26 protein-coding genes and 3 tRNA genes are annotated in these 23,500 nt (G+C 62.0%); 15 read left to right on the top strand and 14 right to left on the bottom strand.

Annotated elements, in window-relative coordinates:
* Positions 1 to 2: 2 nt before the first annotated feature.
* The 8 genes from flgG to GU3_RS13975 form a co-directional block, all read right to left on the bottom strand.
* Positions 3 to 791 carry a flagellar basal-body rod protein FlgG gene (gene flgG, locus GU3_RS13940; RefSeq protein ID WP_014293172.1) on the bottom strand — a complete coding sequence of 263 codons (789 nt, stop codon included), beginning with the start codon at positions 789 to 791 and terminating at the stop codon, positions 3 to 5.
* 11 nt (positions 792 to 802) lie between these two features.
* Positions 803 to 1,549: a flagellar basal-body rod protein FlgF gene (gene flgF, locus GU3_RS13945; RefSeq protein ID WP_014293173.1), complete on the bottom strand. Its 747-nt coding sequence runs from the start codon at positions 1,547 to 1,549 to the stop codon at positions 803 to 805.
* 128 nt (positions 1,550 to 1,677) lie between these two features.
* Positions 1,678 to 2,931 carry a flagellar hook protein FlgE gene (flgE, locus tag GU3_RS13950; protein WP_014293174.1) on the bottom strand — a complete coding sequence of 418 codons (1,254 nt, stop codon included), beginning with the start codon at positions 2,929 to 2,931 and terminating at the stop codon, positions 1,678 to 1,680.
* A gap of 9 nt (positions 2,932 to 2,940) precedes the next feature.
* On the bottom strand, positions 2,941 to 3,639 hold the full coding sequence (locus GU3_RS13955; protein ID WP_014293175.1) for a flagellar hook assembly protein FlgD: 699 nt from the start codon (positions 3,637 to 3,639) through the stop codon (positions 2,941 to 2,943).
* Positions 3,640 to 3,645: 6 nt separating this feature from the next.
* Positions 3,646 to 4,065: a flagellar basal body rod protein FlgC gene (gene flgC / locus GU3_RS13960; protein WP_014293176.1), complete on the bottom strand. Its 420-nt coding sequence runs from the start codon at positions 4,063 to 4,065 to the stop codon at positions 3,646 to 3,648.
* On the bottom strand, positions 4,062 to 4,463 hold the full coding sequence (gene flgB / locus GU3_RS13965; protein ID WP_014293177.1) for a flagellar basal body rod protein FlgB: 402 nt from the start codon (positions 4,461 to 4,463) through the stop codon (positions 4,062 to 4,064). The genes flgC and flgB overlap by 4 nt, the downstream gene beginning before the upstream one ends.
* A gap of 64 nt (positions 4,464 to 4,527) precedes the next feature.
* Positions 4,528 to 5,349 (bottom strand): protein-glutamate O-methyltransferase CheR, encoded by an 822-nt coding sequence (locus GU3_RS13970; RefSeq protein ID WP_014293178.1) that lies wholly within the window; start codon positions 5,347 to 5,349, stop codon positions 4,528 to 4,530.
* A 20-nt stretch (positions 5,350 to 5,369) separates the two neighbouring features.
* Positions 5,370 to 6,281 carry a chemotaxis protein CheV gene (locus tag GU3_RS13975; RefSeq protein WP_014293179.1) on the bottom strand — a complete coding sequence of 304 codons (912 nt, stop codon included), beginning with the start codon at positions 6,279 to 6,281 and terminating at the stop codon, positions 5,370 to 5,372.
* Positions 6,282 to 6,451: 170 nt separating this feature from the next.
* Between GU3_RS13975 and flgA the strand changes: the two genes are divergently transcribed.
* The 3 genes from flgA to flgN all read left to right on the top strand — a co-directional run bounded on the left by flgA (position 6,452) and on the right by flgN (position 7,975).
* The gene (flgA, locus tag GU3_RS13980; RefSeq protein WP_014293180.1) at positions 6,452 to 7,171 is read left to right on the top strand and encodes a flagellar basal body P-ring formation chaperone FlgA; all 720 of its coding nucleotides are present in this window, start codon (positions 6,452 to 6,454) and stop codon (positions 7,169 to 7,171) included.
* A 67-nt stretch (positions 7,172 to 7,238) separates the two neighbouring features.
* Entirely contained in the window at positions 7,239 to 7,562 is a 324-nt protein-coding gene (gene flgM, locus GU3_RS13985) for a flagellar biosynthesis anti-sigma factor FlgM (RefSeq protein WP_014293181.1), read from the top strand.
* The gene (gene flgN, locus GU3_RS13990; protein WP_014293182.1) at positions 7,562 to 7,975 is read left to right on the top strand and encodes a flagellar export chaperone FlgN; all 414 of its coding nucleotides are present in this window, start codon (positions 7,562 to 7,564) and stop codon (positions 7,973 to 7,975) included. Before flgM ends, flgN begins: the two co-directional genes overlap by 1 nt.
* A gap of 16 nt (positions 7,976 to 7,991) precedes the next feature.
* Here flgN and GU3_RS13995 read toward each other — a convergent pair whose 3' ends face one another.
* Positions 7,992 to 8,393 (bottom strand): LPP20 family lipoprotein, encoded by a 402-nt coding sequence (locus GU3_RS13995; RefSeq protein WP_014293183.1) that lies wholly within the window; start codon positions 8,391 to 8,393, stop codon positions 7,992 to 7,994.
* Positions 8,383 to 9,111 (bottom strand): FlgO family outer membrane protein, encoded by a 729-nt coding sequence (locus tag GU3_RS14000; RefSeq protein ID WP_014293184.1) that lies wholly within the window; start codon positions 9,109 to 9,111, stop codon positions 8,383 to 8,385. The genes GU3_RS13995 and GU3_RS14000 overlap by 11 nt, the downstream gene beginning before the upstream one ends.
* 178 nt (positions 9,112 to 9,289) lie before the next feature.
* On the opposite strand from GU3_RS14000, the gene GU3_RS14005 reads away from it, so the two are divergent.
* The 9 genes from GU3_RS14005 to GU3_RS14040 all read left to right on the top strand — a co-directional run bounded on the left by GU3_RS14005 (position 9,290) and on the right by GU3_RS14040 (position 16,395).
* On the top strand, positions 9,290 to 10,423 hold the full coding sequence (locus tag GU3_RS14005) for a flagellar assembly protein T N-terminal domain-containing protein (protein ID WP_014293185.1): 1,134 nt from the start codon (positions 9,290 to 9,292) through the stop codon (positions 10,421 to 10,423).
* 76 nt (positions 10,424 to 10,499) lie between these two features.
* A tRNA-Arg gene (locus GU3_RS14010) sits at positions 10,500 to 10,574 on the top strand.
* A 63-nt stretch (positions 10,575 to 10,637) separates the two neighbouring features.
* Positions 10,638 to 11,468 carry an SDR family oxidoreductase gene (locus GU3_RS14015; protein ID WP_014293186.1) on the top strand — a complete coding sequence of 277 codons (831 nt, stop codon included), beginning with the start codon at positions 10,638 to 10,640 and terminating at the stop codon, positions 11,466 to 11,468.
* Positions 11,469 to 11,527: 59 nt separating this feature from the next.
* Positions 11,528 to 12,379 carry a TraB/GumN family protein gene (locus tag GU3_RS14020; protein WP_041543256.1) on the top strand — a complete coding sequence of 284 codons (852 nt, stop codon included), beginning with the start codon at positions 11,528 to 11,530 and terminating at the stop codon, positions 12,377 to 12,379.
* Between the two features lie 70 nt (positions 12,380 to 12,449).
* Positions 12,450 to 12,602, top strand: a complete 153-nt coding sequence (locus GU3_RS16865; protein ID WP_014293188.1) for a DUF3149 domain-containing protein — start codon at positions 12,450 to 12,452, stop codon at positions 12,600 to 12,602.
* A 115-nt stretch (positions 12,603 to 12,717) separates the two neighbouring features.
* Positions 12,718 to 13,311, top strand: coding sequence for a DNA endonuclease SmrA (smrA, locus tag GU3_RS14025; RefSeq protein ID WP_014293189.1), 594 nt, complete (start codon positions 12,718 to 12,720; stop codon positions 13,309 to 13,311).
* Between the two features lie 22 nt (positions 13,312 to 13,333).
* Positions 13,334 to 14,809 carry a carboxypeptidase M32 gene (locus GU3_RS14030; protein WP_014293190.1) on the top strand — a complete coding sequence of 492 codons (1,476 nt, stop codon included), beginning with the start codon at positions 13,334 to 13,336 and terminating at the stop codon, positions 14,807 to 14,809.
* 54 nt (positions 14,810 to 14,863) lie between these two features.
* Positions 14,864 to 15,241 carry a thiol-disulfide oxidoreductase DCC family protein gene (locus GU3_RS14035; RefSeq protein WP_014293191.1) on the top strand — a complete coding sequence of 126 codons (378 nt, stop codon included), beginning with the start codon at positions 14,864 to 14,866 and terminating at the stop codon, positions 15,239 to 15,241.
* A gap of 68 nt (positions 15,242 to 15,309) precedes the next feature.
* On the top strand, positions 15,310 to 16,395 hold the full coding sequence (locus GU3_RS14040) for a ketoacyl-ACP synthase III (RefSeq protein ID WP_014293192.1): 1,086 nt from the start codon (positions 15,310 to 15,312) through the stop codon (positions 16,393 to 16,395).
* A 67-nt stretch (positions 16,396 to 16,462) separates the two neighbouring features.
* Here the strand turns inward: GU3_RS14040 and GU3_RS14045 are convergent.
* Both GU3_RS14045 and GU3_RS14055 read right to left on the bottom strand, forming a co-directional pair.
* Positions 16,463 to 17,640 (bottom strand): IS3 family transposase gene (locus GU3_RS14045; RefSeq protein ID WP_148265914.1). Its coding sequence is split into 2 segments (ribosomal slippage): positions 16,463 to 17,349 and positions 17,349 to 17,640, totalling 1,179 coding nucleotides; the frame shifts between segments, so codons are not numbered across the junction.
* A gap of 96 nt (positions 17,641 to 17,736) precedes the next feature.
* On the bottom strand, positions 17,737 to 18,216 hold the full coding sequence (locus GU3_RS14055) for a VC2046/SO_2500 family protein (protein WP_014293193.1): 480 nt from the start codon (positions 18,214 to 18,216) through the stop codon (positions 17,737 to 17,739).
* Between the two features lie 130 nt (positions 18,217 to 18,346).
* Between GU3_RS14055 and GU3_RS14060 the strand changes: the two genes are divergently transcribed.
* From GU3_RS14060 to GU3_RS17280, 3 genes are all read left to right on the top strand, one after another.
* Positions 18,347 to 18,431, top strand: a tRNA-Tyr gene (locus GU3_RS14060).
* A 55-nt stretch (positions 18,432 to 18,486) separates the two neighbouring features.
* Positions 18,487 to 18,571: transfer RNA gene (locus GU3_RS14065), tRNA-Tyr, on the top strand.
* 188 nt (positions 18,572 to 18,759) lie between these two features.
* On the top strand, positions 18,760 to 19,251 hold the full coding sequence (locus GU3_RS17280) for a DUF6515 family protein (protein ID WP_014293194.1): 492 nt from the start codon (positions 18,760 to 18,762) through the stop codon (positions 19,249 to 19,251).
* Positions 19,252 to 19,254: 3 nt separating this feature from the next.
* Here the strand turns inward: GU3_RS17280 and GU3_RS14075 are convergent, their stop codons facing one another.
* Positions 19,255 to 22,344 (bottom strand): efflux RND transporter permease subunit, encoded by a 3,090-nt coding sequence (locus GU3_RS14075; RefSeq protein WP_014293195.1) that lies wholly within the window; start codon positions 22,342 to 22,344, stop codon positions 19,255 to 19,257.
* The gene (locus GU3_RS14080; RefSeq protein WP_014293196.1) at positions 22,331 to 23,353 is read right to left on the bottom strand and encodes an efflux RND transporter periplasmic adaptor subunit; all 1,023 of its coding nucleotides are present in this window, start codon (positions 23,351 to 23,353) and stop codon (positions 22,331 to 22,333) included. The genes GU3_RS14075 and GU3_RS14080 overlap by 14 nt, the downstream gene beginning before the upstream one ends.
* Positions 23,354 to 23,500: the final 147 nt, after the last annotated feature.

The raw sequence follows: 23,500 nt of genomic DNA on the forward strand, positions 1-23,500 counted from the left end.
GGTTACAGCTGCTGGTTCACGTAGGCCAGCATGTCGTCCACGGCGGAGATCACCTTGGAGTTCATTTCATACACCCGCTGGGCCTGGATCAGGTTGACCAGCTCCTCGGTGACGTTGACGTTGGAGGTTTCCAGCATACCCTGCTTGAGGGTGCCAAACCCGTCGGCGCCGGCAATGCCCTGCAAGGGCGCGCCGCTCGACTGGGTGGCCAGATAGAGGTTTTCCCCCTTGGGCTGCAGGCCGGCGGGGTTTGCAAAGTCGGTGACGATGATCTGTCCGATCACCTGCCCTTCGGCCTGCCCGGCCAGCTGCACCGAGACCTCGCCGTTGGTACCCACGCTGATGCTCTGGGCGTTTTCGGGGATCTGCATTTCCGGCAGCAGCGGATAGCCGTTGCCGGGCGTCACGATAATGCCTTCTTCGTTGAGGGCAAACTGGCCGTTACGGGTGTAACCGGTGGTGCCGTCGGGCAGCAGTACTTCAAAAAAGCCGCGGCCGTCGATCATCACGTCGAGAGCATTATCGGTAGTCTGCACACTGCCCTGAGTAAAGGTTTTCTGGGTGGCCACCACCTTGCTGCCCGCCCCCAGCATCAGGCCCGACGGCAGGTTGCTGTCGGCAGTGGCCCGGCCCCCAGGCTGGTGCACGTTCTGGTAGAGCAGATCTTCAAAAATAGCCCGGCCCTTCTTAAAGCCCACGGTACTGGCGTTGGCCAGGTTGTTGGAGGTCACGGAAATGTTGGTCTGCTGGGCATCGAGCCCGGTTTTGCTAATCCACAATGCGGGGTTCATTCTGCTCTCCTTTAGCCAATGCGCAGCAACTGGGCATGGGCCTTGTCGTTCTCTTCGGCGTGACTCATCATTTTCAGCTGGGTTTCAAAGCGCCGTTGCAAATCGATAAGGTGGGTCATCTCGGCAATGGGGTTGACGTTGCTGCCTTCCAGGGCGCCGGCAATCAGCTGTACCTGGGCCGAGGCGGGCTCGGCTTCACCGTCCTTGCGACGGAACAGGCCGTCATTGCCTTTTTCAATCTGCTCAAGGGCGGGCAGCACGGTTTTAATGCGCTGCAGCTCGGCGCCGCCATCGGCGGGCTCGCCTTCCAGCCGGGCAAAGATGGTACCATCCTTGTTGATCTCCAGCTTTTCCAGGGGCAGCGGCAACACGATGGGGTTACCGCCGTCATCCAGCACGTTCTGGCCGGTGCTGGTCTGCAGCAACCCTTCCACCGACACCTGCAGGTTGCCGAAACGGGTGTAGGCCTCGGTGCCATCCGCCGCTTCTACCGCCAACCAGCCGTCACCGGCCACCGCCACGTCAAGTTCCCGACCTGTGGTCTGAATGGGGCCGGCGGCAAAGTTTTGCCCCGGCCGCTCGGTCATGGCAAACACCCGGCTGGGCAAGCCTTCACCAAAGGCCTGCATGGCCCGGGCCTGCTCCAGATCGGCACGAAAGCCGGTGGTATTGGCGTTGGCCAGGTTGTTGGCGCGCAGGGCCACGCTGTGCATGTTTTCCTTGGCGCCCGACATGGCGATATAAAGCAGGTGATCCATTTCAGCTCCGCTGTTGGCCGATGGGGTAATGGCGGGATTAATGCAAAATTGGTGCCATTGAAATGCGGTGAGGGGTGAGGAGAGAAGCGTGAGTGAGTAGCCTCACGCCTTATCCCTCACGGTTTGTATTAGCGGATTTGCAGTATGGTCTGCTGCAGGGTGCTGTTTACTTCCAGTGCCCGGGAGTTGGCCTGGAAGTTGCGCTGGGCAGTGATGAGATCCACCAGTTCGCTGGTCAGGTTGGTGTTGGACTGCTCCAGCGAGGCCACGCTCACCTTGCCGAAAATACCGGTATTGGGCTGGCCGGTTACCGCATCCCCCGACAGCAGGGATTCGCGCCACTGGGTATCGCCAATCTGGGTCAGGCCCTGCTCGTTGGGAAAACGGGCCATGGCCACGATCCCTAAGTTCTCGGTGCTGCCGTTGCTGTAGGTGGCCTGCACCAGACCATCGGCGCCCACGTCCACCTTGGTCAGCCGGCCCACGGTATTGCCATCCTGGCTGTTGGAAGTTACTTCAAAGGGGCCGGAGTTAAGGGTCGCTGAAGTGATATTAACATCTATGGTCTGGGTGGGATCCGAGCCATTGGTAAAGCCCAGCGCATTAGTGGTGAGGCTGCTAGGGATCGGAGCCGTCAGCACACCACTGTTGTCAAATTCCAGCTGGGTAGGTGCCCCAACTGCATCGGCGCCATCCACATACACATACATCTGCCACTGGTTAGTGCCCGCCGGTGCGGTGCTATCCTTGACAAAATACTGAGTCAAGGTATGGGTGTCACCCAGAGAGTCGTATATTGTCATCGAGGTCGACGAGGTATAGGTCGCCGAGTTGGTCGGATCAAAACTGGCCGGATCTACCGCTCCCGCCTTAACCGGCAAATTAAGGCCGGTATTGACTTCGCTGGTCGCCTGGGGCTCGCCCGCCTTGTCGGGAATGCGCAGCGGCTGAGTGCTGTTCAGGCCCAGACCCGCCGGCGTACCGTCCTGGTTGGCCCGGTAGGTCTGCAGGTAATGCCCCTGGGAGTTGGTCACATAACCTTCGTCGTTCAGACGAAAGGCGCCGGCCCGGGTAAAGGTGCGATCCAGCGAGCCCACTTCGTTGGACATCACAAAAAAGCCGCTGCCGTTAATGGCCATGTCCAGGGAGTTGTTGGTGAACTGCATCGCGCCCTGGTGGAACTGCTGGGACACGGCGGCGGTCTGCACGCCGCTGCCGGACTGGGTTTTGGCGTTGGCAAAAATGGAGTTGGCATACACATCGGCAAACTCGGCGCGGGATTCCTTGAAGCCGATGGTGTTGACGTTGGCAATGTTGTTGGCGGTCACGTCCAGATCTTTCTGGGAAGCGTTGACGCCGCTGAGCGCAATATTAAAAGACATCGGTTCTCCTTACGCCGCCTTGCGGCTGGCTATTTCCAGAATTTGATTAAGGGGCAGGCCGCCCAGGCCCGCCAGGTTGACCAGAGTCGGGCTGTCGGCACTGCCCAGGGTCACGCTGTTGACCCGGGCAAAGGCCAGGGCGCTGAGCTCTTCCCGCTGGCCGTCGATCAGCCCACTGACCTTGATCTTGTACTTGCCGGTGGCCGCCGGCTCGCCGGCATCGTTCAGGCCATCCCAGGTGAAATTGACGTTGCCACGCTGATCCCCTTCCAGCGGAATGGTGCGTACCAGCTCGCCTTTTTCGTTCTCGATGCGGATCATGACGTTGGAGGCCCCCGAACCGGCCACCACCACCCCATCCACCGGCTCATTGTTGTCCCAGTAGGTCATGGCGCTCGGCACCAATACCTTTTGCCCCACCAGGCTGGAGGCCTGCAGCGCCTGGCTTGAAGTCATTACTTCGCTCAGTCCGCCCAGCTGCTGGCTCATGTTGTTGATGCCGTCGGCGGTGGTAAAGGACGTCATCTGGGCGATCATCTGGGAGTTGTCCGCCGGCTTGAACGGATCCTGATAGGCCAGCTGCTGGGTCAGCAGGGCAAAAAAGTCTTCCTGCTCCAGCTGGGCCCGGCTGTTATCGGCGGCCTTGTCCGCCGGGCTCTGCTCTCCCGGCCACTTGAGGCCGTTAAGGTAGTCGTTATTCACCTGCATGGCTTATCACCCCTTGCCCAGCCGCAGGGTCTGCTGCAGCATCTGCTTGGCGGCGTCGGCCACCTGCACATTGGTCTGGTAATTGCGCGAGGCGCTCAGCATGTCGGTCATTTCTTCCACCACGTTGACGTTGGGCTTGTAGATAAAGCCCTCGGCGTCGGCCAGGGGATGATCCGGGTTAAATTCCTTTTGCAGGGGTTTGTCGGTTTCGACAATGCCCATGATTTTGACGCCGACGCTTTCCTGACGATCCGACAAGGCCCGATCCAGATCGGCGGCAAACACCGGCTTGCGGGCCCGGTAGGTCTGATCGATGCTGGAGCTCACGCTGTCGGCGTTGGCCAGGTTACTGGCGGTGGTATTCAGGCGGACCGACTGGGCGCTCATGGCACTGCCGGAAATATCAAAGACCTTAAAAAGGCTCACATCGAGTCTCCTTTTATCGCTTTCAGCAGGCCGGAGATCTTGCTGTTGAGAAACTCCAGCGAAGCCTGGTACTGCAGGGCGTTTTCCATGTAGCTGGTGCGTTCGGCCTGGACGTCCACGGTATTGCCGTCGCCGGTATCGGGCTGGGTAGGCACCCGGTACTGCACCGTGCCGGGGGGCGCCAGTTCAACGGCGAAATGGCGTTCGCTGGTACGGCTGAGGGAAAAGCCCTGGGCGTCCTGGGCACGGCTGAGGGCGGCCTGAAAGTCCATGTCTTTCGCCTTGTAGCCCGGCGTGTCGGCATTGGCCAGGTTGCCGGCCAGCAGCTCGGCGCGCTCCGAGCGCGCCAGCAGTGCCTGCTGGTGAATACCGAAGGCCTTGTCGAAAGAAATCGTCACCGCCACCTCCTGCGTTGTCGTGACCCAACCATTGGGCCATAACGAAGCAAAAGGTGTGCCAGATTTACTTGAGTCGGTAAATGATCCCCGGGGTACAGCGGATCATTTCAAACCGGTCAGACAGGCCGGTGAGGGACTCGGACGCGCCGAGCAGCAGGTAGCCACCGGGATTAAGGGCACCGGCAAACTGGTTAAGAATTTTGGATTTGTTCTCGGGAGAGAAATAAATCAACACGTTACGACAGAAAATAATGTCGAACTTGCCCAGTGAGGCATAGCTGTCGAGCAGGTTATAGGAGCGAAAGCTGACCATGTTTCTGATCCCCGCCTGCAACTGCATGCGACCCTCGCTCAGGGGAGTAAAAAAACGGCTGCGCCGCTCCGGCGACAGCCCCCGGGCCAGCGACAGGCTGTCGTAAATGCCGGTTTTGCAGTGCTCGAGCATGGTGGCGGAAATATCGGTGGCAAGAATTTGCAGCCCCGGCAAGGCCCCCGGCCGCCGGGCCGAATATTCCTGGGCGGTCATGGCAATGGAGTAGGGCTCCTGGCCCGACGAGCAGGCCGCGGACCAGATACGTAACGATTTGCCGGGCTTGGCCAGCTCCGGAAACAACCGCTCGCTGAGCTGAACAAACGGATAGACATCCCGAAACCAGAGGGTTTCGTTGGTGGTCATGGCGTCGATCACCGCCGTTTTGAGCTCCCGCTCCCGCAACTGCATGGAGCGCTCCAGCAGCTCGCCCATGGACGCAATGCCAAAACGCGCCAGCAACGGTGCCAGCCGGCTCTTGACCAGGTACTGCTTGCTGTTGCCCAGCACAATGCCGGTGTTGCTTTCCAGAAACCGGCAAAACGCCAAGTACTGCTCATCGGTGAAAGTTTTCATCCGTGTTCGTTACACCTTGTTCAGAGCGCGTTATTAACGGCCGTGGCCAGCTCATCGGGCTGAAACTTGGCAATAAAATTGTCGGCCCCGACCTTTTCGACCAGGGCCTTGTTGAAGACGCCGCTGAGGGAGGTATGCAGGATCACGTGCAAATCTTTAAGTGCCGGATGATTGCGGATTTCGGCGGTGAGGGTGTAACCGTCCATTTCCGGCATTTCCACGTCGGAGATCACCAGTGACAGTTGCTCGTGAATGGGGCCCTGCCCGGCCAGCTCCAGCAGCTTGTTCAGCGCCTGTTTGCCGTTTTCGGTGACGATGCATTCCAGCCCCAGGGATTCCACCGCCTTTTGCACCTGACGGCGGGCCACGGACGAGTCGTCGGCGATCAGCACCGGCTTGTGCTGTACCGCCTGTCGGTGGGACTGCTCAATGATGGACGCGTTCACCTCGGTGCTGGCCGGGGAAATTTCATCAAGGATCTTTTCCACGTCGAGAATTTCCACCAGCTCACCGTCGATTTCGGTCACTGCGGTCATGTAGTTGAAACGACCGGCCCCCTTGGGCGGCGGCAGTATCGACTCCCAGTTGACATTCACAATGCGCTCTACCGAGTTCACCAGAAAGCCCTGCACCGAACGGTTGTATTCGGAGATGATGGCAAAGCTGGTATCGGTCTGCTCAATGGGGCGGCCGCCCATGGCCTTGCTCAGATCGATAATGGAAATGGTCTGGCCGCGAATATTGGCCACCCCTCGAATCACCGGATGACGCTGGGGCAGGCTGCTGAGCCGGGGACACTGCAACACTTCCTTGACCTTGAAGACATTGATGCCAAATCTTTGGCGGCCATTGAGCCGGAACAACAATAATTCCAGCCGGTTCTGGCCCACCAGCTGGGTTCTCTGGTTTACCGAGTCAAGTACTCCCGCCATTATTCCGCCTCCAGAACGATTCGTGATGCCAAGCTTAAGGCGCATGGCATGTTTTATGCATTATTTGTCATCTGCTGTCACCTAGCTTAACACCGGCAATGTGCCAGCGCTACTTGAGCCCGGCAAAGAACGGGACCGGCGACAAGGGCGTTATCGGCGATGGAGTGAAGATGCTTAATGGTTTTTTTCCCCGGCGGCACGGCCGCCCGCCGGCCGCAACCCGGTTGGGCCTGGCGCTGCTGGCGTTCATGCCGCTGCTGGCCCAGGCGAACGTGCACGAACAGATTGGCCGCTACGCCGAGGACTATGTGCGCGATTTCGTGGTCGCCGGCCCCCGGGACAAAGTGGAAATCGAGGCCGCCGGCATTGATACCCGGCTGCAGCTGACCGAGTGCCCGGGCATGCTGACCGCCGAGCTGCGCGGCAGCGGCGAGGTCCGGCGCAACACCCATGTGCATCTGCAATGCCATGAAGAGCCGGGCTGGAGCCTGTTTGTGCCGGTACGGGTGCGCATTCTCAAGCCGGTGGTCACCGCCGCCTCCCCCATCGCCCGCAATACCCTGTTGCAGCCGGAGCAACTGCAGCTGAGCTACCAGGACGAGGTGCTGCTGCGCGGTGACGTCTTTGACGATATTCAGTCGCTGCTGGGGACCCGCAGCAAGCGGGATCTGCGCCCGGGCCGCCCGGTGCTTGCCAGCCAGTTGTGCGTGGTGTGCAAGGGCGACAAGGTCACCATAGTGGCCGAAACCGGCGGGCTGTCGATTCGCACCGAGGGTACCGCCGAGGAAGACGGCACCTTCAACGAGCATATTCGTATTCGCAACAGCCGCTCCGGGCGCCAGATTCAAGGGCGGATCAGCGAAGCCGGGGTGGTGAAGGTCGCCCTGTAAATTCTGCTAAAGTTGCCAGTAGATCGGTCGATAACCGAATGACAGCAGCAAATCAGGATTGAATCTTATGGCCATCGACAAGCTTCCTCCCGGCATTCATAACAGCCCGTCGGTCAGCGGCAACAAGTACCCGCAGAAAAACGACGCAACCCAGACCCAGCCCGGCTCTTCGCCTTCGGTCAGTGCCGGCCGGGATGAAGTGACCCTGACCCCGGAAGCCAAACAGCTCAGCCGTATGCAGCAAAGCCTGCAGGCCGGCGGCGACACCGACAACAGCGCCCGGCTGGACGCCATTAAAAAGGCGGTCAATGAAGGCAGCTATCAGGTGAATGCCGACCGGCTGGCGGGCAACATCCTCAATCTGGAACAAGACATAGAGTCCCTGTATTAATGAGTCTTGATACGCTGCTGCAACAACAACAGGAACAACTTCAGCGCCTGCTCGATCTGACCGAGCAGGAGCTTGCGCTTATCGTCAAGCGCAAGGCGCTGGAACTGCCGCCCCTTACCGAGCAAAAGCAACAGCTGCTGCTCGCCATTCAGGCCACCGATGCCAGCCTGTGCGCCCATCCCGAGGTGACCGAACTGACCACCACGTACCGCCCCCGGGTCGATGCCCTGCGTGACCTGATGGCCCGCTGCCAGGACCGTAACCAGGTGGCGGAGCAGGTGCTGGAGCAGTCCCTGGCCGGCACCCGCCAGCTGGCCAATATTCTGAGCCGGCTGCACGAGCGCCAGAGCATGACTTACGATCAGAAAGGCCACACCAAAGGCATCAACAAGGGCGCCGGCTTCAAGGTGTAAGCCGCCCCTTCGCCCGTTACAGCTCGCCCCGCCGCAATCTCTGATAGAGCGCCAGATCCAGCTCCAGCTCGGTGACGTACATGTCGCCGTCGGGGTAGCTGTTGACCACCCGCGCGCCCCGCACCACGCCCCGGCTGGAGCTGCTGACGGTGCCGTCCTGCAGAATATGACTATCGAGCTGGCTGGAACTCGATACCCTCACTCCGCTCAGCTGTTCGCTCAGCTCCCGGTAGGCATCCAGGCGCGAGGCGCGCATGGCGTGCAGCAGTTTCTGCTGATAGTCCCCGGGCCGCTGCAGGCTGATGGGCGCATAACCCACCGCATAAAGATGGCCCCTGGCGGGGGCGTCGGCCGAGCCCTGGCCGGCACAACCGGCAAGGCCGACCAGCGCCAGCAGGGCCAACAGCTTATTTGTCATAACGTCTCCTGATGTGCTCGGGGATCTCGGGACCTCGCGTGTTCAGCATGGCCGCCACCAGGTAGTCGGGCACAAACTGCTGGGCACTGCTGACCATGCCGTGATCCGCCATGGAGATCAGCCGGGCATTAATCAGTTTGCCCCCCAGGGTGTCGCTGATGGTGCCGTGCAGCAGATACTGGGCATTGATGCGCCCGCTCAGCTGACGGTAATCCCGGCTGGTGCTGACATCTCCCTCGGGGGTGATGCGAATAAAGGGCAGCGCCTTGAAGTCCACCACCTTGAGGCCGTACTGATTAAGCTGAAACATCATGGTTTCCGATAACAAGCGGCCGAATTCGTCCTGGCGGGTGTAATCTTCCTGACTGACAAAGCCACTGACGGCAATGCCCGCCTGCCGGTTCATGTTATGGGCCGACGACACCAGCCGGTAGGCCAGCGCCGACATGTGCTGCTGCAGCTGGGTCTGGCCGCCCACCAGTGAAGGGCCGGCCTCGGGCAGGTAGGCGCTGCGGGTGCCGGCACTCATGCGCATGGGCACCCCGTCCTGGCTGTGGCGAGGGGAACGAGCGGGCGCCGGTGGCTCTCCCAGGGCCTGGTGACTGACATAATGAGCCGCATGATCGTGAGGCAGATAGTGGTTTTGGCCGTCAAACCGGGGCTGCCCGGTACAGGCGGACAACCCCAGCACGGCGGCCAGAATAAGGGCTCTGGTCATTCACAGGCTCCCGTTGTTAAAGAAACTGATGATATATCGGCCGCCGGAGCATGAACTTTACTCAGACAGCCGGTGATGGCGGCAAACCGCCCGGCAAGAATTTTGCATAAACCTTGCCATATTCTCACTGGAACCGCGATTTTTTCAAAAGCGGCTCACCGTTTGACAGGATGCGTCCGTGATCAAAAACCCCCTTGCCGTGCTGTTGCTGTTGTTTCCGCTGCTGGCCCGGGCCGACTGGTATCAGGCCGAAGGCTCGGCCCCCCTGAGCCTCGGCGCCGACACCGCCCGCCAACAGGCGCTGGAGCAGGCCCTGAGCGATGCTCTGCTGCAGTCGGGCGCCTCCCTGAACACGGTGCAGTCGGTCACCAACGGCGCCTTTGCCGGCCAGCAGCTGGATATTTCCGCCCAGGGCGAGCTGATGGACTATCTGATCCTCAGCGAGCGCCGGGAGCAGGGCCGGCTGTGGCTGACGGTGCGGGCCGACATCTGGCCCGGCGAGCGCCGCCAGGAACAGTGCGCCGGTCGCTACCGCCCGGGCATGAGCCTGACGCCCATCACGCTGCAGCACCCTCAGCAGGGCGCCACCGGACAGATCTATGAACTGGGCACGGCGCTCACTCGGCGGCTGGCGAGCCGGCTGGAACCCAGCGTCAATATTACGTCTACCCTTGCCCACGGTCTGGACACCGACCCCGCCCTGCCCCGGGAAGCGGGGCTGCGCCGGGGCGGCGACCTGCTCGCCGGCAAACAGCGGTCCCGGCTGCTGCTGAGCGGGGTGATCGAAGACATCAGCATTGAGGATGGCCACTGGACCAAGTGGACCTTTTCCGAGATTCCCCGGGCCTTTCGCATGCGCATCACCCTGGAAGACAGCCTCACCGGCGATGTGCTGCTGCAGCGCCAGTACCAGACCCGCTCAAGCTGGGACTACCGCCGGCACGACAAGGTCAATGTGCATGAACAGGGCTTCTGGCAGTCCGGCTACGGCCAGGCGGTGGAGCAGGTCCTGGCGAACATCGGCCAGGACGTGATCAAGGCCCAGGCCTGCCTGAAGGCGGTGGGCAACATAGTGCAGCAGTCGGAAGAAGGCATACTGATGGATCTGGGCCGGCGGGAAGGCATTCAGGTGGGCGACCGGTTTACCCTCACTCACCGTCGCCAGCTTACCCCGGGCTATTACAGCGAGACCTCGTCAAAGGCCGCCTTTGTGGTGCAGCAAAGCCATGGCGACTACAGCCTGCTGGCCCCGGCCGACGCCGAAGCCAGGGCCATGACGGTGATGCCCGGCGACCGCCTCACCCAGCTGTAGCCCTGCTCGAATAACCGCCAAACGCTCGGCACAACGTTGCGCCACCGGAAGAAATTTGCAATATTGTGCCCGCCTTGTCCCCGTAGTTTAATGGATAAAACAAGCCCCTCCTAAGGGTTAGATGCAGGTTCGATTCCTGCCGGGGACGCCAGGCCTTCGCTGTTTCCCCGCCTTTTCTGTTACATTGGCCCCATCTTGATAACGGGAGCCATTCATGACCAGATCCGTGCTTATTACCGGTTGCGCTACCGGCATTGGCCACGCCGCCGCCCATTACCTGCACCAGCAGGGATTCAACGTCATCGCCTCGGCCCGCAATGAGCAGGACGTGGCGCAACTGCGCCAGCAAGGGCTCAAGGCGGTGCACTTGGATCTGGCCGATGAGGCCAGCATCGAGCGGGGGCTGGAGCAGGCCCTGACGCTGACGGACGGCCAGCTGTATGGTCTGTTCAACAACGGCGCCTACGGCCAGCCCGGCGCCCTGGAAGACGTGCCCACCGCCGCCCTGCGCGAGCAGTTCAACACCAACCTGTTCGGCACCCATCACCTCACCCGGCTGGTACTGCCGCTCATGCTCGGTGCCGGAGCAGGCCGCATTATTCAGAACAGCTCGGTGCTGGGGCTGGTGGCCATGCAATACCGCGGCGCCTACAATGCCAGCAAGTTCGCCCTGGAAGGCTACACCGACACCCTGCGTCTGGAGCTGACCGACACCAATGTGCATGTCAGCCTGCTGGAGCCCGGCCCCATCGAAACCCGCTTTCGTGCCAACGCCAAGGCCGCCTTTCTGCGCCATGTCGATATGGCGCACAGCCGGCACAAGGCGGGCTATCAACAGACCCTGGCCCGGCTGGACAAACCCGGGCCCAGCTCCCGCTACAGCCTGCCGGCGGACGCCTGCCTGCCGCCGCTGCTCCATGCCCTGACCAGTCAAAGGCCCAAAACCCGCTATCCGGTCACCCGTCCCGCCGTGATGCTGGGCTGGCTGCGCCGGCTGCTGAGCGACCGGGCCCTGGATCGGCTGATGCAAAAAGCCGGCGGCTGACACACGACCGCAGCCCAGACACCCTACTCTGAACGGACAGACCCAAAGGGCGGAAGATCATGAAACGGATATTGTCTCTTTTATTGTGGCTCTGGTGCGGCCAGGCGCTGGCGGCCCCCGCCCTGTGGCAGGCCAGCCGGGGCGAGCAGCAGCTGTGGCTGTTTGGCTCAATCCACCTTGGCGACGAACGCCTTGCCTCCCTGCCACCTCCCTTGCTTCGGGCCCTGGAGCACAGTGACCTGCTGCTGCTGGAGGTGGATCCCCTTGCCATTCGTCCCGACAGTTTTGCCAGTCTTATCGAGCGTAATACCGACTGGCGGGAAAGGCTGGGCCGCCGCCTTGCCGGCAAGCTGGCACAGGCCGTGGAGCACAGCGAGCACCCGGCCCTGCAGCAGTTGCCGCCCTGGCTGGCGGCCCTGCAATTGCCCCAGCTCAGGGCCGCCGAGCTGGGCTTTCACCCTGGCCAGGGGGTGGACATGCAGCTGCGGTTGCTGGCCCGGGACCGCAAGCTGCCGGTTACCGGGCTGGAACAACCGGCACTGGTGATGGAGCTGCTGGCCTCCCTGCACCAGCGCGGCCTTGAAGACGACTTTGTCGAGCACAGCCTGGCCGAGCTGAAACAGATGCAGGAACACCTCGACCGGCTGCTCACCACCTGGCTGAGCGGCGACGAACAGGCCCTGCTTGCGCTGTTGCAGCAAGCGCAAAGCCCGGCGCTGACTCGCTTTATCGAGGAAGAGCTGCTGATCCGGCGCAATCACCTGTGGCTGGAGCGCCTGGAGCAACTGGCGCCGGCCCGGGCGCTGATGGTGGTGGGCGCCCTGCACCTTTATGGTGATCAGGGTCTCATTTCCCTGCTGAAGCAGGCGGGCTATACCCTTAACAAAGTTGAGGATACGCCGCTTTATTGATCAGGATCAGCATGGGCCGGGGTGGTCCCGTTAGGATGGGTTCAACGGAGAGCGCGAAAGGAGACAACCCATGGCATTCTGGCTCGATTTAATGTTTGGCAGCGACGTGGGCTTTATGTCCATGATGGTTATCATTGCCACCACCTTGCTGATCAGTTTTTACGCCGGCTATTTCGTCTACAAGGTGATGAAGTCCGATCCCGGTCAAGAAGCCGGTAAATAATCCCACAGGTTAAACAACGGCGGAGCCCGACCTCCTCCTCCCCCGGGTTCCGTCGTTTCCCCCTTCTCTGCATTTGCTTATACTGCGGCTAATCCCTGATACAAGGAGCCGCGCCATGAGCCATTCCGACCGGTCGCCCGACTGGTCGTCCTTTCTTGATGAACTGGACGGCCTCATCCCCATTGAGCAGGACACCCTGGCCACCGGGCAGCGCAACGGGCGGGACGCCGACGCCCTGGCCGAACGCCGTCGCGCCGCCGAATCCGAGGCCGAAGCCGCCGAGCCCGGCCTGTCTCTGGACAGCGTGGTGCTGCTGCGCCCCGACGACATCGTCAGCTACAAAAAGCCCGGTGTGCAGGACGGCGTGTTCAAAAAGCTGCGCCTGGGCAAATACCCCTGCGAGGCCCGCCTCGATCTGCATCACCACAGCGTGGAGCGGGCCCGGGATGCCCTGCTGAACTTTATTCGCGCCTGCCTGCGCCAGGATATCCGCTCCATGATAGTGGTGCATGGCAAGGGCGAACGCAGCCAGCCGCCGGCCCTGCTCAAGAGCTATGTTTCCGGCTGGCTGCCCCAGTTGCCGGAGGTACTGGCCTGCCACAGCGCCCAGCGTCAGCACGGCGGCAGCGGCTGCCTTTATGTGCTGCTGCGCAAGAGCGAACAGGCCAAACAACACACCCGCGAGCGGCTGCAAAGCCGCCAGGGCTGACTTTTTTCGCAAGGATCACGCCATGTCTTATTCCTCACTGGAACAGCATTTTGAACGGCTGCACCACCTGCAGCACCTGGGCGCCATCTGTGGCTGGGATCAGGCCACCATGATGCCCGCCGGCGGCAGTGAAGCTCGAGCCGAAGCTCTGGGCACCCTGGCGGTGCTGTGCCACCAGCAGTTGCAGGACGAACGCCTGGCAGACTGGTTTGAACGGGCCGGGGGCGAACCGCTGGCACCCGAACAACAACAGAGCCTGGCCGAAATGCGCCGGGCCTGGCGCGATGCCACCCTGCTGCCGGCAGATCTGGTGCGCGCCCGCTCCCTGGCCGGCTCCCGCTGTGAGCATGCCTGGCGCAGCCTGCGTCCGGCCAACGACTGGGCCGGCTTTCTGCCACTGTTCGAGGAGGTGCTGGCGCTGTCCCGGGAAGCCGCCGCCGCCCGGTCCGACGCCCTCGGGCTGTCCCGTTATGACAGCCTGCTGGAGCAGTATGAGCCGGGCATGCGCAGCCAGCGCCTTGATGAGCTGTTTGGCGAGCTGGACGGCTGGCTGCCGGGGTTGATCGCCGAGGTGCAGGAGAAGCAGCGGGGGGAAACCGTGCTGCCGTTGCAGGGCCCCTTTGCCACCGACCGGCAAAAGGCGCTGGGGCTGGCGGTCATGGGCTGGCTCGGCTTTGACTTCAACCACGGCCGGCTGGATGTGAGCGTCCATCCCTTTTGCGGTGGCGTCAGTGAAGACGTGCGCCTGACCACCCGCTACGACGAGGCCGACGTGGCCCAGGCGCTGATGGGCATTATTCACGAAACCGGCCATGCCCGTTACGAGCAGGGGCTGCCCGCCGCCTGGCGCCGGCTGCCGGTGGGCCAGGCCAGATCCATGGGGGTGCATGAGTCGCAGAGCCTGTTTTTTGAAATGCAGCTGGCCCGCCATCCGGCTTTTCTCGCCCGCCTGTCACCGCTGCTGGCGCAGCACTTTGGCGACCAGCCGGCCTTTGCGCCCGGCAACCTGGCCCGGCTTTACACTCGGGTACAGCCAGGGCTGATCCGGGTGGATGCGGACGAAGTCAGCTACCCCGCCCATGTGATGCTGCGCTACCACATCGAGCGGGATTTGATCGAGGGCAAACTGGAGGCCCGCCACCTGCCCGAGCGCTGGGATCAACTGATGCAACACTACCTGGGGCTCAGTACCAAGGGGGATGACCGGAACGGCTGTCTGCAGGACATTCACTGGACCGACGGCAGCTTTGGCTATTTTCCCAGCTACACCCTGGGCGCCCTCTACGCCGCTCAGCAGGCGGAAGCCATGCAGCAACAGCTCGGCCCCTTTGAGCGCGTGCTCGAGGCGGATCTTCCCGCCGTGTTTGACTGGCTGGAGCACCATATCTGGCGCCATGCCAGCCTGTTGTCCACCGAGGCGCTGATGACCAAGGCCACTGGCCAGGCACTCAGCGCCACGCCCTTTCGCCGCCATCTGGAGCAACGCTACCTCGGCTGATTCAGGCTATGCTGAAATACGGGCCGCAGGGAAGCAGGCCAGGGAGGGCGAACAGTGGATGAAACCAAGCCGCGCCACCAGCTGGTGGTATTTTACGACGGCTCCTGCGAGAGCTGTATTAAAGACCGGGCCCGCTACGAACGCTGGGCCGGCGACAAGGGCAGAGACATCTGCTGGTTTGACATTACCGACCGGGAAGAGGTGCTGCTGAGCCTGGGGATCAGCCCCCAGCAGGCGCTGCAGGAGCTGCATGTGCAAACCGCCGGAGGTGAAATCTACTCTGAGCTGGACGCCTATATTCTGCTGATGAAACGGGTTCCCCGGCTCAGGCCCCTGGCGCTGCTGATTGGCCTGCCGCTGATCCGCCCGGCGCTGTCCCGGCTTTATCGCCACTGGGTGCGCAACCGGCTGGAGCGGGAAGGCCGGCTCTGACGCCACAGTGACAGCCCAGCCGGCCTTGGGCATAATCGATTAACCACACCTCAATCCGCGGGAGTGCCATGCGTTACGCCCATATCACCGGCTGGGGCAAATGCCTGCCACCGGCCGTGCTGAGCAATGACGGTCTCAGCACCATACTCGATACCTCCGACGACTGGATTCAAAGCCGCACCGGCATTCGCAACCGGCGCATCGCCCACGTCAATACTTCCCACATGGCCACGGTGGCGGCCCGCCACGCCCTGGCCGCCGCCGGCCTTGAGCCGTCACAGATTGACGGCATCATTCTGGCCACCGCCAGCCCCGACAGCCTGGTGCCCAGCGCCGCCTCGGCGGTGCAGCGCAACCTGGGCATTCAAGCCGCCGCCGTGTTTGATCTCAACGCCGCCTGCACCGGTTTTCTCTATGCCCTGAGCGTGGGCTCGGCGCTGATCAAGGCGGGCAGCATGAAGCGGCTGCTGGTGATCGGCGCCGAGCGGCTGACCCACTACCTGGACTGGACCCGGCGGGACACCGCCGTGCTGTTTGGCGATGGTGCCGGTGCCGTGGTGCTGGAAGCCAGCGAGCTGCCTGCCGGGCTGCTGGCCGACAAGCTGGGCTGCGACGCCGAAGCCCGGGACATTCTGGCGGTCCCCGACTCGGGCACCAGCCGCACGCGTTTTGCCCATGTGGACGGCCTGTTCGAGGTGAATTTCGAGGGCCAGGAGATCTTCAAACGGGCGGTGCGGGGCATGGCCGAGGCCGCCACCCAGGTGCTGGAGCAGGCCGGCGTCAGCCCGGAGCAGATCGATCTGCTGCTGCCCCATCAGGCCAACCTGCGCATTATCGAGACCCTGGCCAAAAAAATGGCGGTACCACCGGAAAAAGTGATGATCAATATTGCCGACTACGGCAATACCTCGGCGGCCACCCTGCCCATTGCCCTGTGCGAGGCCCTGGAGCAGGGCCGGGTGCGCCCCGGCGCCCTGCTGCTGACCGCCGCCTTTGGCGCCGGCCTGACCTGGGGCGCCGGGGTGATCCGCTGGGGCGAGCGGGTCACTCCCCTTGGTCACAGCGATGCCGCCCTCCCCTCCTGTGAGCACAGCGCGCTGGAGCTGCTGGCGCCGGCCATTGAAGGCTGCCGGCGAGCCCATGGAAAAACGTAAGACGGGAGACGGGAGACGGGAGACGGGATATCTTACTGGAGTGGCCCCGATAAAGTAGACACTTAAGTTAAGCGGCAGCTGCGTAGGCATTGGGAGTTATTCCTCCCAGCGCCATGTGGCGCCGCACTTTCGGGTAATACTCGTCCGTATAATACCGGACTTCATCTGCCATTTCGTCTCTTCCGAGCATTCCTAATGGATGTGTCCATTCCTTCTTGAGCAGCGCGAAGAAGCTTTCCGAACAGGCGTTATCCCAGCAGTTACCTCGCCGAGACATGCTGATGGTGATTCCCCGTGTAGTGAGCCATCTCATCACCTCTTCGCTGCGATACTGACTCCCCTGGTCAGAGTGGAACAACAACTGTGTCCCATCTGGCCGCTGATGTTGCCATGCCTGCTCAAGGGCCTCCAGCACCAGCTGGGCGCTATTGATGGCACCCATGGCTCGGCTCACCACGCGACGTGTACCCAGGTCCAGGACTACTGCGATGTAGAGCCAGCCTTCGTGGCACCGGATTTGAGTAATATCTGATACCCAGACTCGATTTGCCGCACCAACCGAGAAGCGGCGATTCAGCAAGTTCGGTAGCACAGGCAAGAATGATGTCGGCTTTTGATACCCTGTTTTAAGAGCCGTGCATGAATGGTAACCAGCGTCTCTCAGCAAGCGCTGAACCTGGTTCTTGCCGCAGCAGAACCCGGCATCCCGTGCTTCCAGCCACAGCTTGCGATAACCCGGCACATTCTTCTGTTGCCTGGCTCGCTCGAGCAGGAAGGTTTTCAGAGTTTGTCGCTTGATGACACGTTCTCCCGGAGCATGCTGACGTGCTCGCCAACGATAATATCCCGCTCGTGACACATTGAGTACTTCACACATTATCGAGACCCGCCAGCGTTGACTTCGGTGAGCCTCGATAAAGGCAAACCTTACTTGCTGTGCTTGGCGAAGTACTCTTGCGCCTTTTTTAGGATTTCGTTCTCCAGCTCTTTTCGTTCAAGCAGCTTCTTCAGTCGAGCATTTTCACGCTCCAGATCCTGCAAACTTTTTTCTGGTCCGATGTTTTCAACTGCTTTGTCAGATGATTTCTTGGTCATGATCCACTCTCTGCGCCAGCGACTCAATTGGTTAGGATGGATCCCGAGTCTGCCAGCAAGCTGAGCTTGTGTCTCTGTGGTGGATAGCGAGGCCTCGACGGCCTCACGTTTGAATGCATCGCTAAAGTGACGGTGGGGTTTGTACTTCATAACACCTTCTCATTAAATGAAGGTGTCTACTTTTTTCGGGCCAGTCCATACGTCAAACGTTTTACGTCCAACGTCTGACGTATTACCTTGAGCACCTCAGGCGGTGGCGTGTACCGCTTCCAGCACCTCGAGCATGCGCTCGGGCTGCTGGGGCAAATAGGCATTCAGCTGACCCTGCATCCGTGCCAGGGTGCGGGGATGCAGGTTGGAGGTGACTTCCGCCGGCAGCTTGTGGCGGGAGGGTTTGAGCGGCTCGCCACGCATCGCCAGCAGCAGGCGCAGGCTGTCCTGTTGCAGCTCCCCCGCCAGCCGGCTCAGGCCCGCAGCCCGGTTTTGGTCAATTTCCTCGGCAAACAGCGGCGGCGTGGGTTCGGGCAGTGCAAAATGCCCCCGCCAGTCGGGCTGACCCGCGACGGTGACCGGCTCATCAATGCGCGGCAGATCCCGCGCATCCTCCGACAGCATGGCCAGCAACAGGCCAAAATCGCCGCGACGGCCCTGGTGGACCGCCTGATTAAGGCTGTCTCCCAGTTGGCTGTCGTTTATCAGCAGATTGGCGTGAACGGGTGCTGGCATCAGTGGGTAAAAGTTTAAAAGTTAGGCGTTTAAACCCTTATCGGCCGGAAACCCCCGAATTTTAGTAAATTAATTGCCATCAAGGGGTTCACATCGCCGTGTGTTTTGGTAGTATTCGCCCCACTGATGTGGAGGGGTTCCCGAGTGGCCAAAGGGATCAGACTGTAAATCTGACGGCTCAGCCTTCGCTGGTTCGAATCCAGCTCCCTCCACCACCATTTCGAGTTTGTCGCCGCGGCGCTGAACCACACAATTTGCAAGTTTACTCGTGGAGGGGTTCCCGAGTGGCCAAAGGGATCAGACTGTAAATCTGACGGCTCAGCCTTCGCTGGTTCGAATCCAGCTCCCTCCACCACCATTGAAAAGCCGGTGCATGATGCACCGGCTTTTTTGTGTGCCGTCACCTCATGGTACCCGCCGCGGACAGAAGCTGACGCACGTCAGGGTAATCCGGCACTGGTCATGGCCGTTCATCACCCATACTCAGGTTATCTCCAGGCGCCACAACAGCGGGTTGTGGCCAAGCGGTAAAGGAGATAGCACATGAGCTCTTCACTGACGCACACCGAACTCCGGCTGCTGCCCCTGCTAGCGGCACTGTTGCTGCCCCCACCGGCCCTGGCCGACCGGGCCCACTACCGGGATCACCATCGCCTGCAACAGTATGGCCAGCAACAATATGGCCAGCCTTACGGGAAATATCGCCCCCATCATGGTTTTCGCCATCCGGCTGAACGCCGCCACAAGGTGCTTCGCCCACACCGGCATGACCGGTATGAGCGCCATCAGCATCGCCGGCTGCGGGTCGTGGAGCCGCATTACTACTCCCCACCCCGGGTGCTGTACCGGGGCCGCTCTTCACCGGGCGCCGGCATTTCGGTGATCCTGCCCCTGGGCAGCCTGATCCAGACGCTTCCCGGCGGCTACATCAGCCTGCACATCAACGGTCATCCCTACTATTACCAGGGCGGCAATTACTATCGTCCTCACCGGCATGGCTACCGGGTGGTGGCGCCCCCCGGCCACCGCTGGTAAGGCTTAGTCGGGCTCCCGCAACTCGGCCTCCAGCCGGCGCTGGTGATGTTCCGGCGAGGTAGTACGCCGGGCCAGCATGCGGTACATGGCGGGCACAATAAACAGGGTCAGCAGGGTCGCAAGCGCCACACCGCCAAACACCACCATGCCCACCGACTGACGACTTTCCGCGCCGGCGCCCCCGGCGAGGATCAGTGGCACGGCACCGGCCACCGTGGTAAAGGCGGTCATCAGAATGGGCCTGAGCCGGCGCACCGCGGCCTCGGTCAGGGCCTCGTCAAAGGCCAGCCCCTTGTCCCGCAGCTGGTTGGCAAACTCCACGATCAAAATGCCGTTCTTGGTGACCAGGCCAATCAGCATCACCATGGCGATCTGGCTGTAGGCATTGAGGGTAATGCCGGACAGGTACAGCCCGAGCAGGCCGCCCACCAGCCCCAGCGGCACCGTCAGCAGCACGATAAAGGGATGCACAAAGCTCTCGAACTGGGCCGCCAGGATCAAAAACACCACCACCAGCGCCAAACCGAACACAAAGGCCACGTCGCCCTGATTGGAGCGGTACTCCAGTGACTCGCCCTTGTAGTCCACGGTGGCGGCATCCGGCAGGTTGTCGCGCACCAGGTCATCCAGGTATTCCAGCGCCTCGCCCAGGCTGTAGCTGCCCACCAGGTTGGCGCTCAGGGTGATGGCCTTTTTGCGGTTGTAGTGATTGAGCGAGCCCGGTGCCCCTTGTTCGCTGAGGCTGACCAGGTTGTCGAGGGAGACCAGCTCGCCGCCGCCGGTGCGCAGGTAAAGCGAGGCCAGATCATCCTGGCGGCTGAAATCCGCCTCCCGTCCCTTGAGAAAGACATCGTATTCTTCCCCCTCGCGAGAATAGGTGGTAATGGCCTGGCCGCCCAGCATCACGTTGAGGCTGTCGGCCACCTCGGTGACCGAAATGCCGAGGCTCGCGGCCCGGCGCTGGTCCACCTGCACCAGCAACTCGGGTTTGGTACGGTCGAAGTCAAGCTCCAGATCGCTCAGCCCCGGGTTGTTCCGGGCCAGGCCACGCAGTTGTTCGGCCCAGTCCAGCAGTTGATCGTAATCGGATCCGCCCAGCACGAATTCCACCGGGGTGCTGGAGCCGCTGCGAATCGACGACGGCAGTATGGGGATCACCAGCACATCGGCCACGTCCCGGGTCAGCTGACGAATGCGTCCGGCCACCGCCGCCGCCGGCATGTCCCGCTCGTCCCAGCCGGAGAGACTGGCGAACATAATGCCGCTGTTCACCCCGTCGCCAAAGCCAGGGGAGCGTACCGTCAGGCTGCTGATAATGCCCTCCTCACGCAGTGGCATCAGCCGCTCTTCCACCTCGCCCATGGCCCGGCTCATGCGCTCAAAGCTGGCTCCTTCGGCCCCCTTGACCATCACAAACACCACCCCCCGGTCTTCCTGCGGGGTCAGGCTCTGGGGAATTTCCCGAAACAGCAGCACAATGACGCCCACCGCGGCCACCATTACCACCGGCGCCCACCAGCCATGCCGGAGCTCCCGCTCCAGCAGCCGGCGATAGCCCCCCTCAAGACGGGCAAACAGGGCGTCGAAGTGGCGCGCCAGCCAGCCCGGTGACGACTGCACCCGCAGCAGCTTGCTGCCCATCACCGGACTCAGGGTCAGGGCCACCAGGGAAGAAAAGCCCACCGCCGCCGCCAGCAGCACCGCAAACTCGGTAAAGATACGGCCGATCACGCCGCCCATAAACACAATGGGCAGGAACACCGAAATCAGGGTGAGGGTGGTGGCGATGACCGCAAACCCCACTTCCCGGGTGCCATGCCAGGCCGCCACCAGCGGCGAGCGGCCCCGCTCCAGATGGTGGTGAATATTTTCCAGCACCACGATGGCATCATCCACCACCAGGCCGATGGCCATGATCAGCGCCATCAGGGTAATGAGGTTGACCGAAAAGCCCATGACCAGCGCCACGATAAAGGCACTGATCAGCGACACCGGCACCGTGACCGCCGGGATCAGGGTGGCGCGCACCTGGCCAAGAAAGATGTAAATCACCAGCACCACCAGTGCCATGGTGATCAGCAGGGTCTGGTAGACCTCGTTAATGGCGCTTTCAATAAACACCGAGCTGTCGTAGGTCCAGGTCAGCTCGGTGTTGCCGGGCAGAAAGGGCTGCTGGGCCAGTACCGCCCGCTTGACCCCCTCAATAACATCCAGGGTATTGGCCTGGGTTTGCTTGACGATGCCAAGGCCCACCACGTTCTGGCCATTGGAGCGGAACAGGGTGTCTTCGGGTTTTTCCCCTTCCTCAATGTCGGCCACATCCCGCAGATACACCCGCTCGGTGGCGTCCAGGCGGCGGATCACCAGGTTGCCGAAGTCGGCGGCACTGTTGTAACCGCGCGCGATGCGGGTGGCGAAGTTCTGCTGCTCGTTTTCCAGGGTGCCCGCCGGCAGCTCCACGTTCTGACTGCGCAGGGCGGCGGCAATGTCGGCCACGGTTACGCCCCGCACCGCCATGGCCGCGGTGTTGAGGCGCACGTTCATCACCCGCTCCTTGCGGCCGCCCACCCACACCGAGCTGACCCCGTCGAGCAGGCTGAACCTGTCGGCAAGCACGTTTTCGGCGTAATCCCCCAGCTCCAGGGCCGACAGGCCGGTGGATCTCAGGGTCACCCACAGGATCACGTCGTTCCGGCCGGTGTCCTTGGTGACTATCGGTGCATCGGCGTCGTCAGGGAGCCGCCGGGAAGCCCGGGATACCGCCTCACGCACGTCGCTGGCGGCATTGTCCAGATCCCGCTCGGGGTTGAACTCCACCGTGATACGGGAACTGCCGTCGCTGGTACTGGAGCTGATGAACTTGACCCCACTGATGCCCGACAGCTCGTCTTCCAGCCGCTTGGTCACCTGGCTTTCCATCACGCTGGCACTGGCACCGGTGTAATCGGTGCGCACGGTCACGATGGGCGAGGTGGTGTCGGGCATTTCCCGAAGCGGCAGCTCGAAAAAGGCAATCAGCCCAAATACGCACAACATCAGGCTCAGTACCGTGGCCAGCACCGGCCGGGCAATGGCCAGTTCAGAGAGCCGCATCGGTCACCTCCACCTGGATTCCGTCACGCAGCTTGACCACGCCTTCATTCACCACCCGCTCGCCGGCGGCCAGCCCCTCGCGGACCTGGATCCAGTCACCCAGGTTGCGGCCCACCACCACGCTGCGCCGGCTAACCTTGCCGGCGTCATCCACCACGAACACATAACGCTGGTTGCCCGCATAGAGCAGGCTGCTGGCCGGTACCGCCAGGCTGGCGCCGTTATCCAGGGTCAGCTGCACCCGCATCAGCATGCCCGGCACCAGGGCGCCGTCGCTGTTGTCAAACTCCAGCCGCACCTGGGCATTGAGGGTATCGGGGTTCACCGCCGGCGCCACCACCGCCAGCCGGCCGGTAAAGATTCGCTCCTCGCCGTAAGCCTCGGTAGTGGCCTGCAGCAGATCCCCCACCTGCAGTTTGAGAAAATGCTTCTCCGGCACCGCCAGATCCAGTTTGAGCCGGCTCAAATCGTAGAGCTCGGCCACCTCATCATTGGCCCCCAGCAAACTGCCCGCCGCCACATCGGTGAGCCCCATCACACCGGCAAAGGGCGCCTTCAGGCTGAGGTAGTCCGCCTGTACTTCGGCCGCCTGCAGGCGGGCCTCGGCGACCGCCACCGCCGCCTGCTGGCCTTCCAGTTCGGTCTGGGTGACCGCCTTGCGCCGGAACAGCGCCTGGTAGTTGGCCAGAATACGCCGGGCATCCTGCAGGGCGGCCCGGGCCTCGTTAACGTCAGCTCTGGCCGCCCGGTCGTCCAGGCTCAGCAGCAGCTGGCCCTGCTCTACTTGTTGTCCCGGCACAAAGTGCACATCGGTAACCCGGGCACCGACCTGAGGGGCGATGGCCACCCGCTGGTTGGCCTTGAGGGTGCCCACCAACTGTAACCGGGCCGGCAGTTGCTGCTCGGTCACGGTAATGGTGCTGACCACGGGCCCCTGCTGAGCCGGCGCCAGGGCAGAAAACAGCAGCAGGCCGAGGGCGAGCGCCATGGAATAATGATTTTTTTTCATGCACTTGATTCCAAACACAAACTGCTCCCAGTGTACCTGTTTGGCACGGCCAGACTATGTCAATGTCGGCCAAAGTTGTCACAAAGTGTGGCAAGGGCAGCAGACCGGCGGCGGCGGACAAAAATCCCGCTACGCTTATTGAGAAGC

This window comes from Oceanimonas sp. GK1 (assembly GCF_000243075.1).
Lineage (GTDB): Bacteria > Pseudomonadota > Gammaproteobacteria > Enterobacterales > Aeromonadaceae > Oceanimonas.

Bases quoted from the DNA above. Each gene is read 5' to 3' on its own strand.
- flgG (WP_014293172.1), bottom strand. From the start codon at position 791: ATGAACCCCGCATTGTGGATTAGCAAAACCGGGCTCGATGCCCAGCAG.
- flgF (WP_014293173.1), bottom strand. From the start codon at position 1,549: ATGGATCACCTGCTTTATATCGCCATGTCGGGCGCCAAGGAAAACATG.
- flgE (WP_014293174.1), bottom strand. From the start codon at position 2,931: ATGTCTTTTAATATTGCGCTCAGCGGCGTCAACGCTTCCCAGAAAGAT.
- GU3_RS13955 (WP_014293175.1), bottom strand. From the start codon at position 3,639: ATGCAGGTGAATAACGACTACCTTAACGGCCTCAAGTGGCCGGGAGAG.
- GU3_RS13970 (WP_014293178.1), bottom strand. From the start codon at position 5,349: ATGAAAACTTTCACCGATGAGCAGTACTTGGCGTTTTGCCGGTTTCTG.
- GU3_RS13975 (WP_014293179.1), bottom strand. From the start codon at position 6,281: ATGGCGGGAGTACTTGACTCGGTAAACCAGAGAACCCAGCTGGTGGGC.
- flgA (WP_014293180.1), top strand. From the start codon at position 6,452: ATGCTTAATGGTTTTTTTCCCCGGCGGCACGGCCGCCCGCCGGCCGCA.
- flgM (WP_014293181.1), top strand. From the start codon at position 7,239: ATGGCCATCGACAAGCTTCCTCCCGGCATTCATAACAGCCCGTCGGTC.
- flgN (WP_014293182.1), top strand. From the start codon at position 7,562: ATGAGTCTTGATACGCTGCTGCAACAACAACAGGAACAACTTCAGCGC.
- GU3_RS13995 (WP_014293183.1), bottom strand. From the start codon at position 8,393: ATGACAAATAAGCTGTTGGCCCTGCTGGCGCTGGTCGGCCTTGCCGGT.
- GU3_RS14000 (WP_014293184.1), bottom strand. From the start codon at position 9,111: ATGACCAGAGCCCTTATTCTGGCCGCCGTGCTGGGGTTGTCCGCCTGT.
- GU3_RS14015 (WP_014293186.1), top strand. From the start codon at position 10,638: ATGACCAGATCCGTGCTTATTACCGGTTGCGCTACCGGCATTGGCCAC.
- GU3_RS14020 (WP_041543256.1), top strand. From the start codon at position 11,528: ATGAAACGGATATTGTCTCTTTTATTGTGGCTCTGGTGCGGCCAGGCG.
- GU3_RS16865 (WP_014293188.1), top strand. From the start codon at position 12,450: ATGGCATTCTGGCTCGATTTAATGTTTGGCAGCGACGTGGGCTTTATG.
- smrA (WP_014293189.1), top strand. From the start codon at position 12,718: ATGAGCCATTCCGACCGGTCGCCCGACTGGTCGTCCTTTCTTGATGAA.
- GU3_RS14030 (WP_014293190.1), top strand. From the start codon at position 13,334: ATGTCTTATTCCTCACTGGAACAGCATTTTGAACGGCTGCACCACCTG.
- GU3_RS14040 (WP_014293192.1), top strand. From the start codon at position 15,310: ATGCGTTACGCCCATATCACCGGCTGGGGCAAATGCCTGCCACCGGCC.
- GU3_RS14055 (WP_014293193.1), bottom strand. From the start codon at position 18,216: ATGCCAGCACCCGTTCACGCCAATCTGCTGATAAACGACAGCCAACTG.
- GU3_RS17280 (WP_014293194.1), top strand. From the start codon at position 18,760: ATGAGCTCTTCACTGACGCACACCGAACTCCGGCTGCTGCCCCTGCTA.
- GU3_RS14075 (WP_014293195.1), bottom strand. From the start codon at position 22,344: ATGCGGCTCTCTGAACTGGCCATTGCCCGGCCGGTGCTGGCCACGGTA.
- GU3_RS14080 (WP_014293196.1), bottom strand. From the start codon at position 23,353: ATGAAAAAAAATCATTATTCCATGGCGCTCGCCCTCGGCCTGCTGCTG.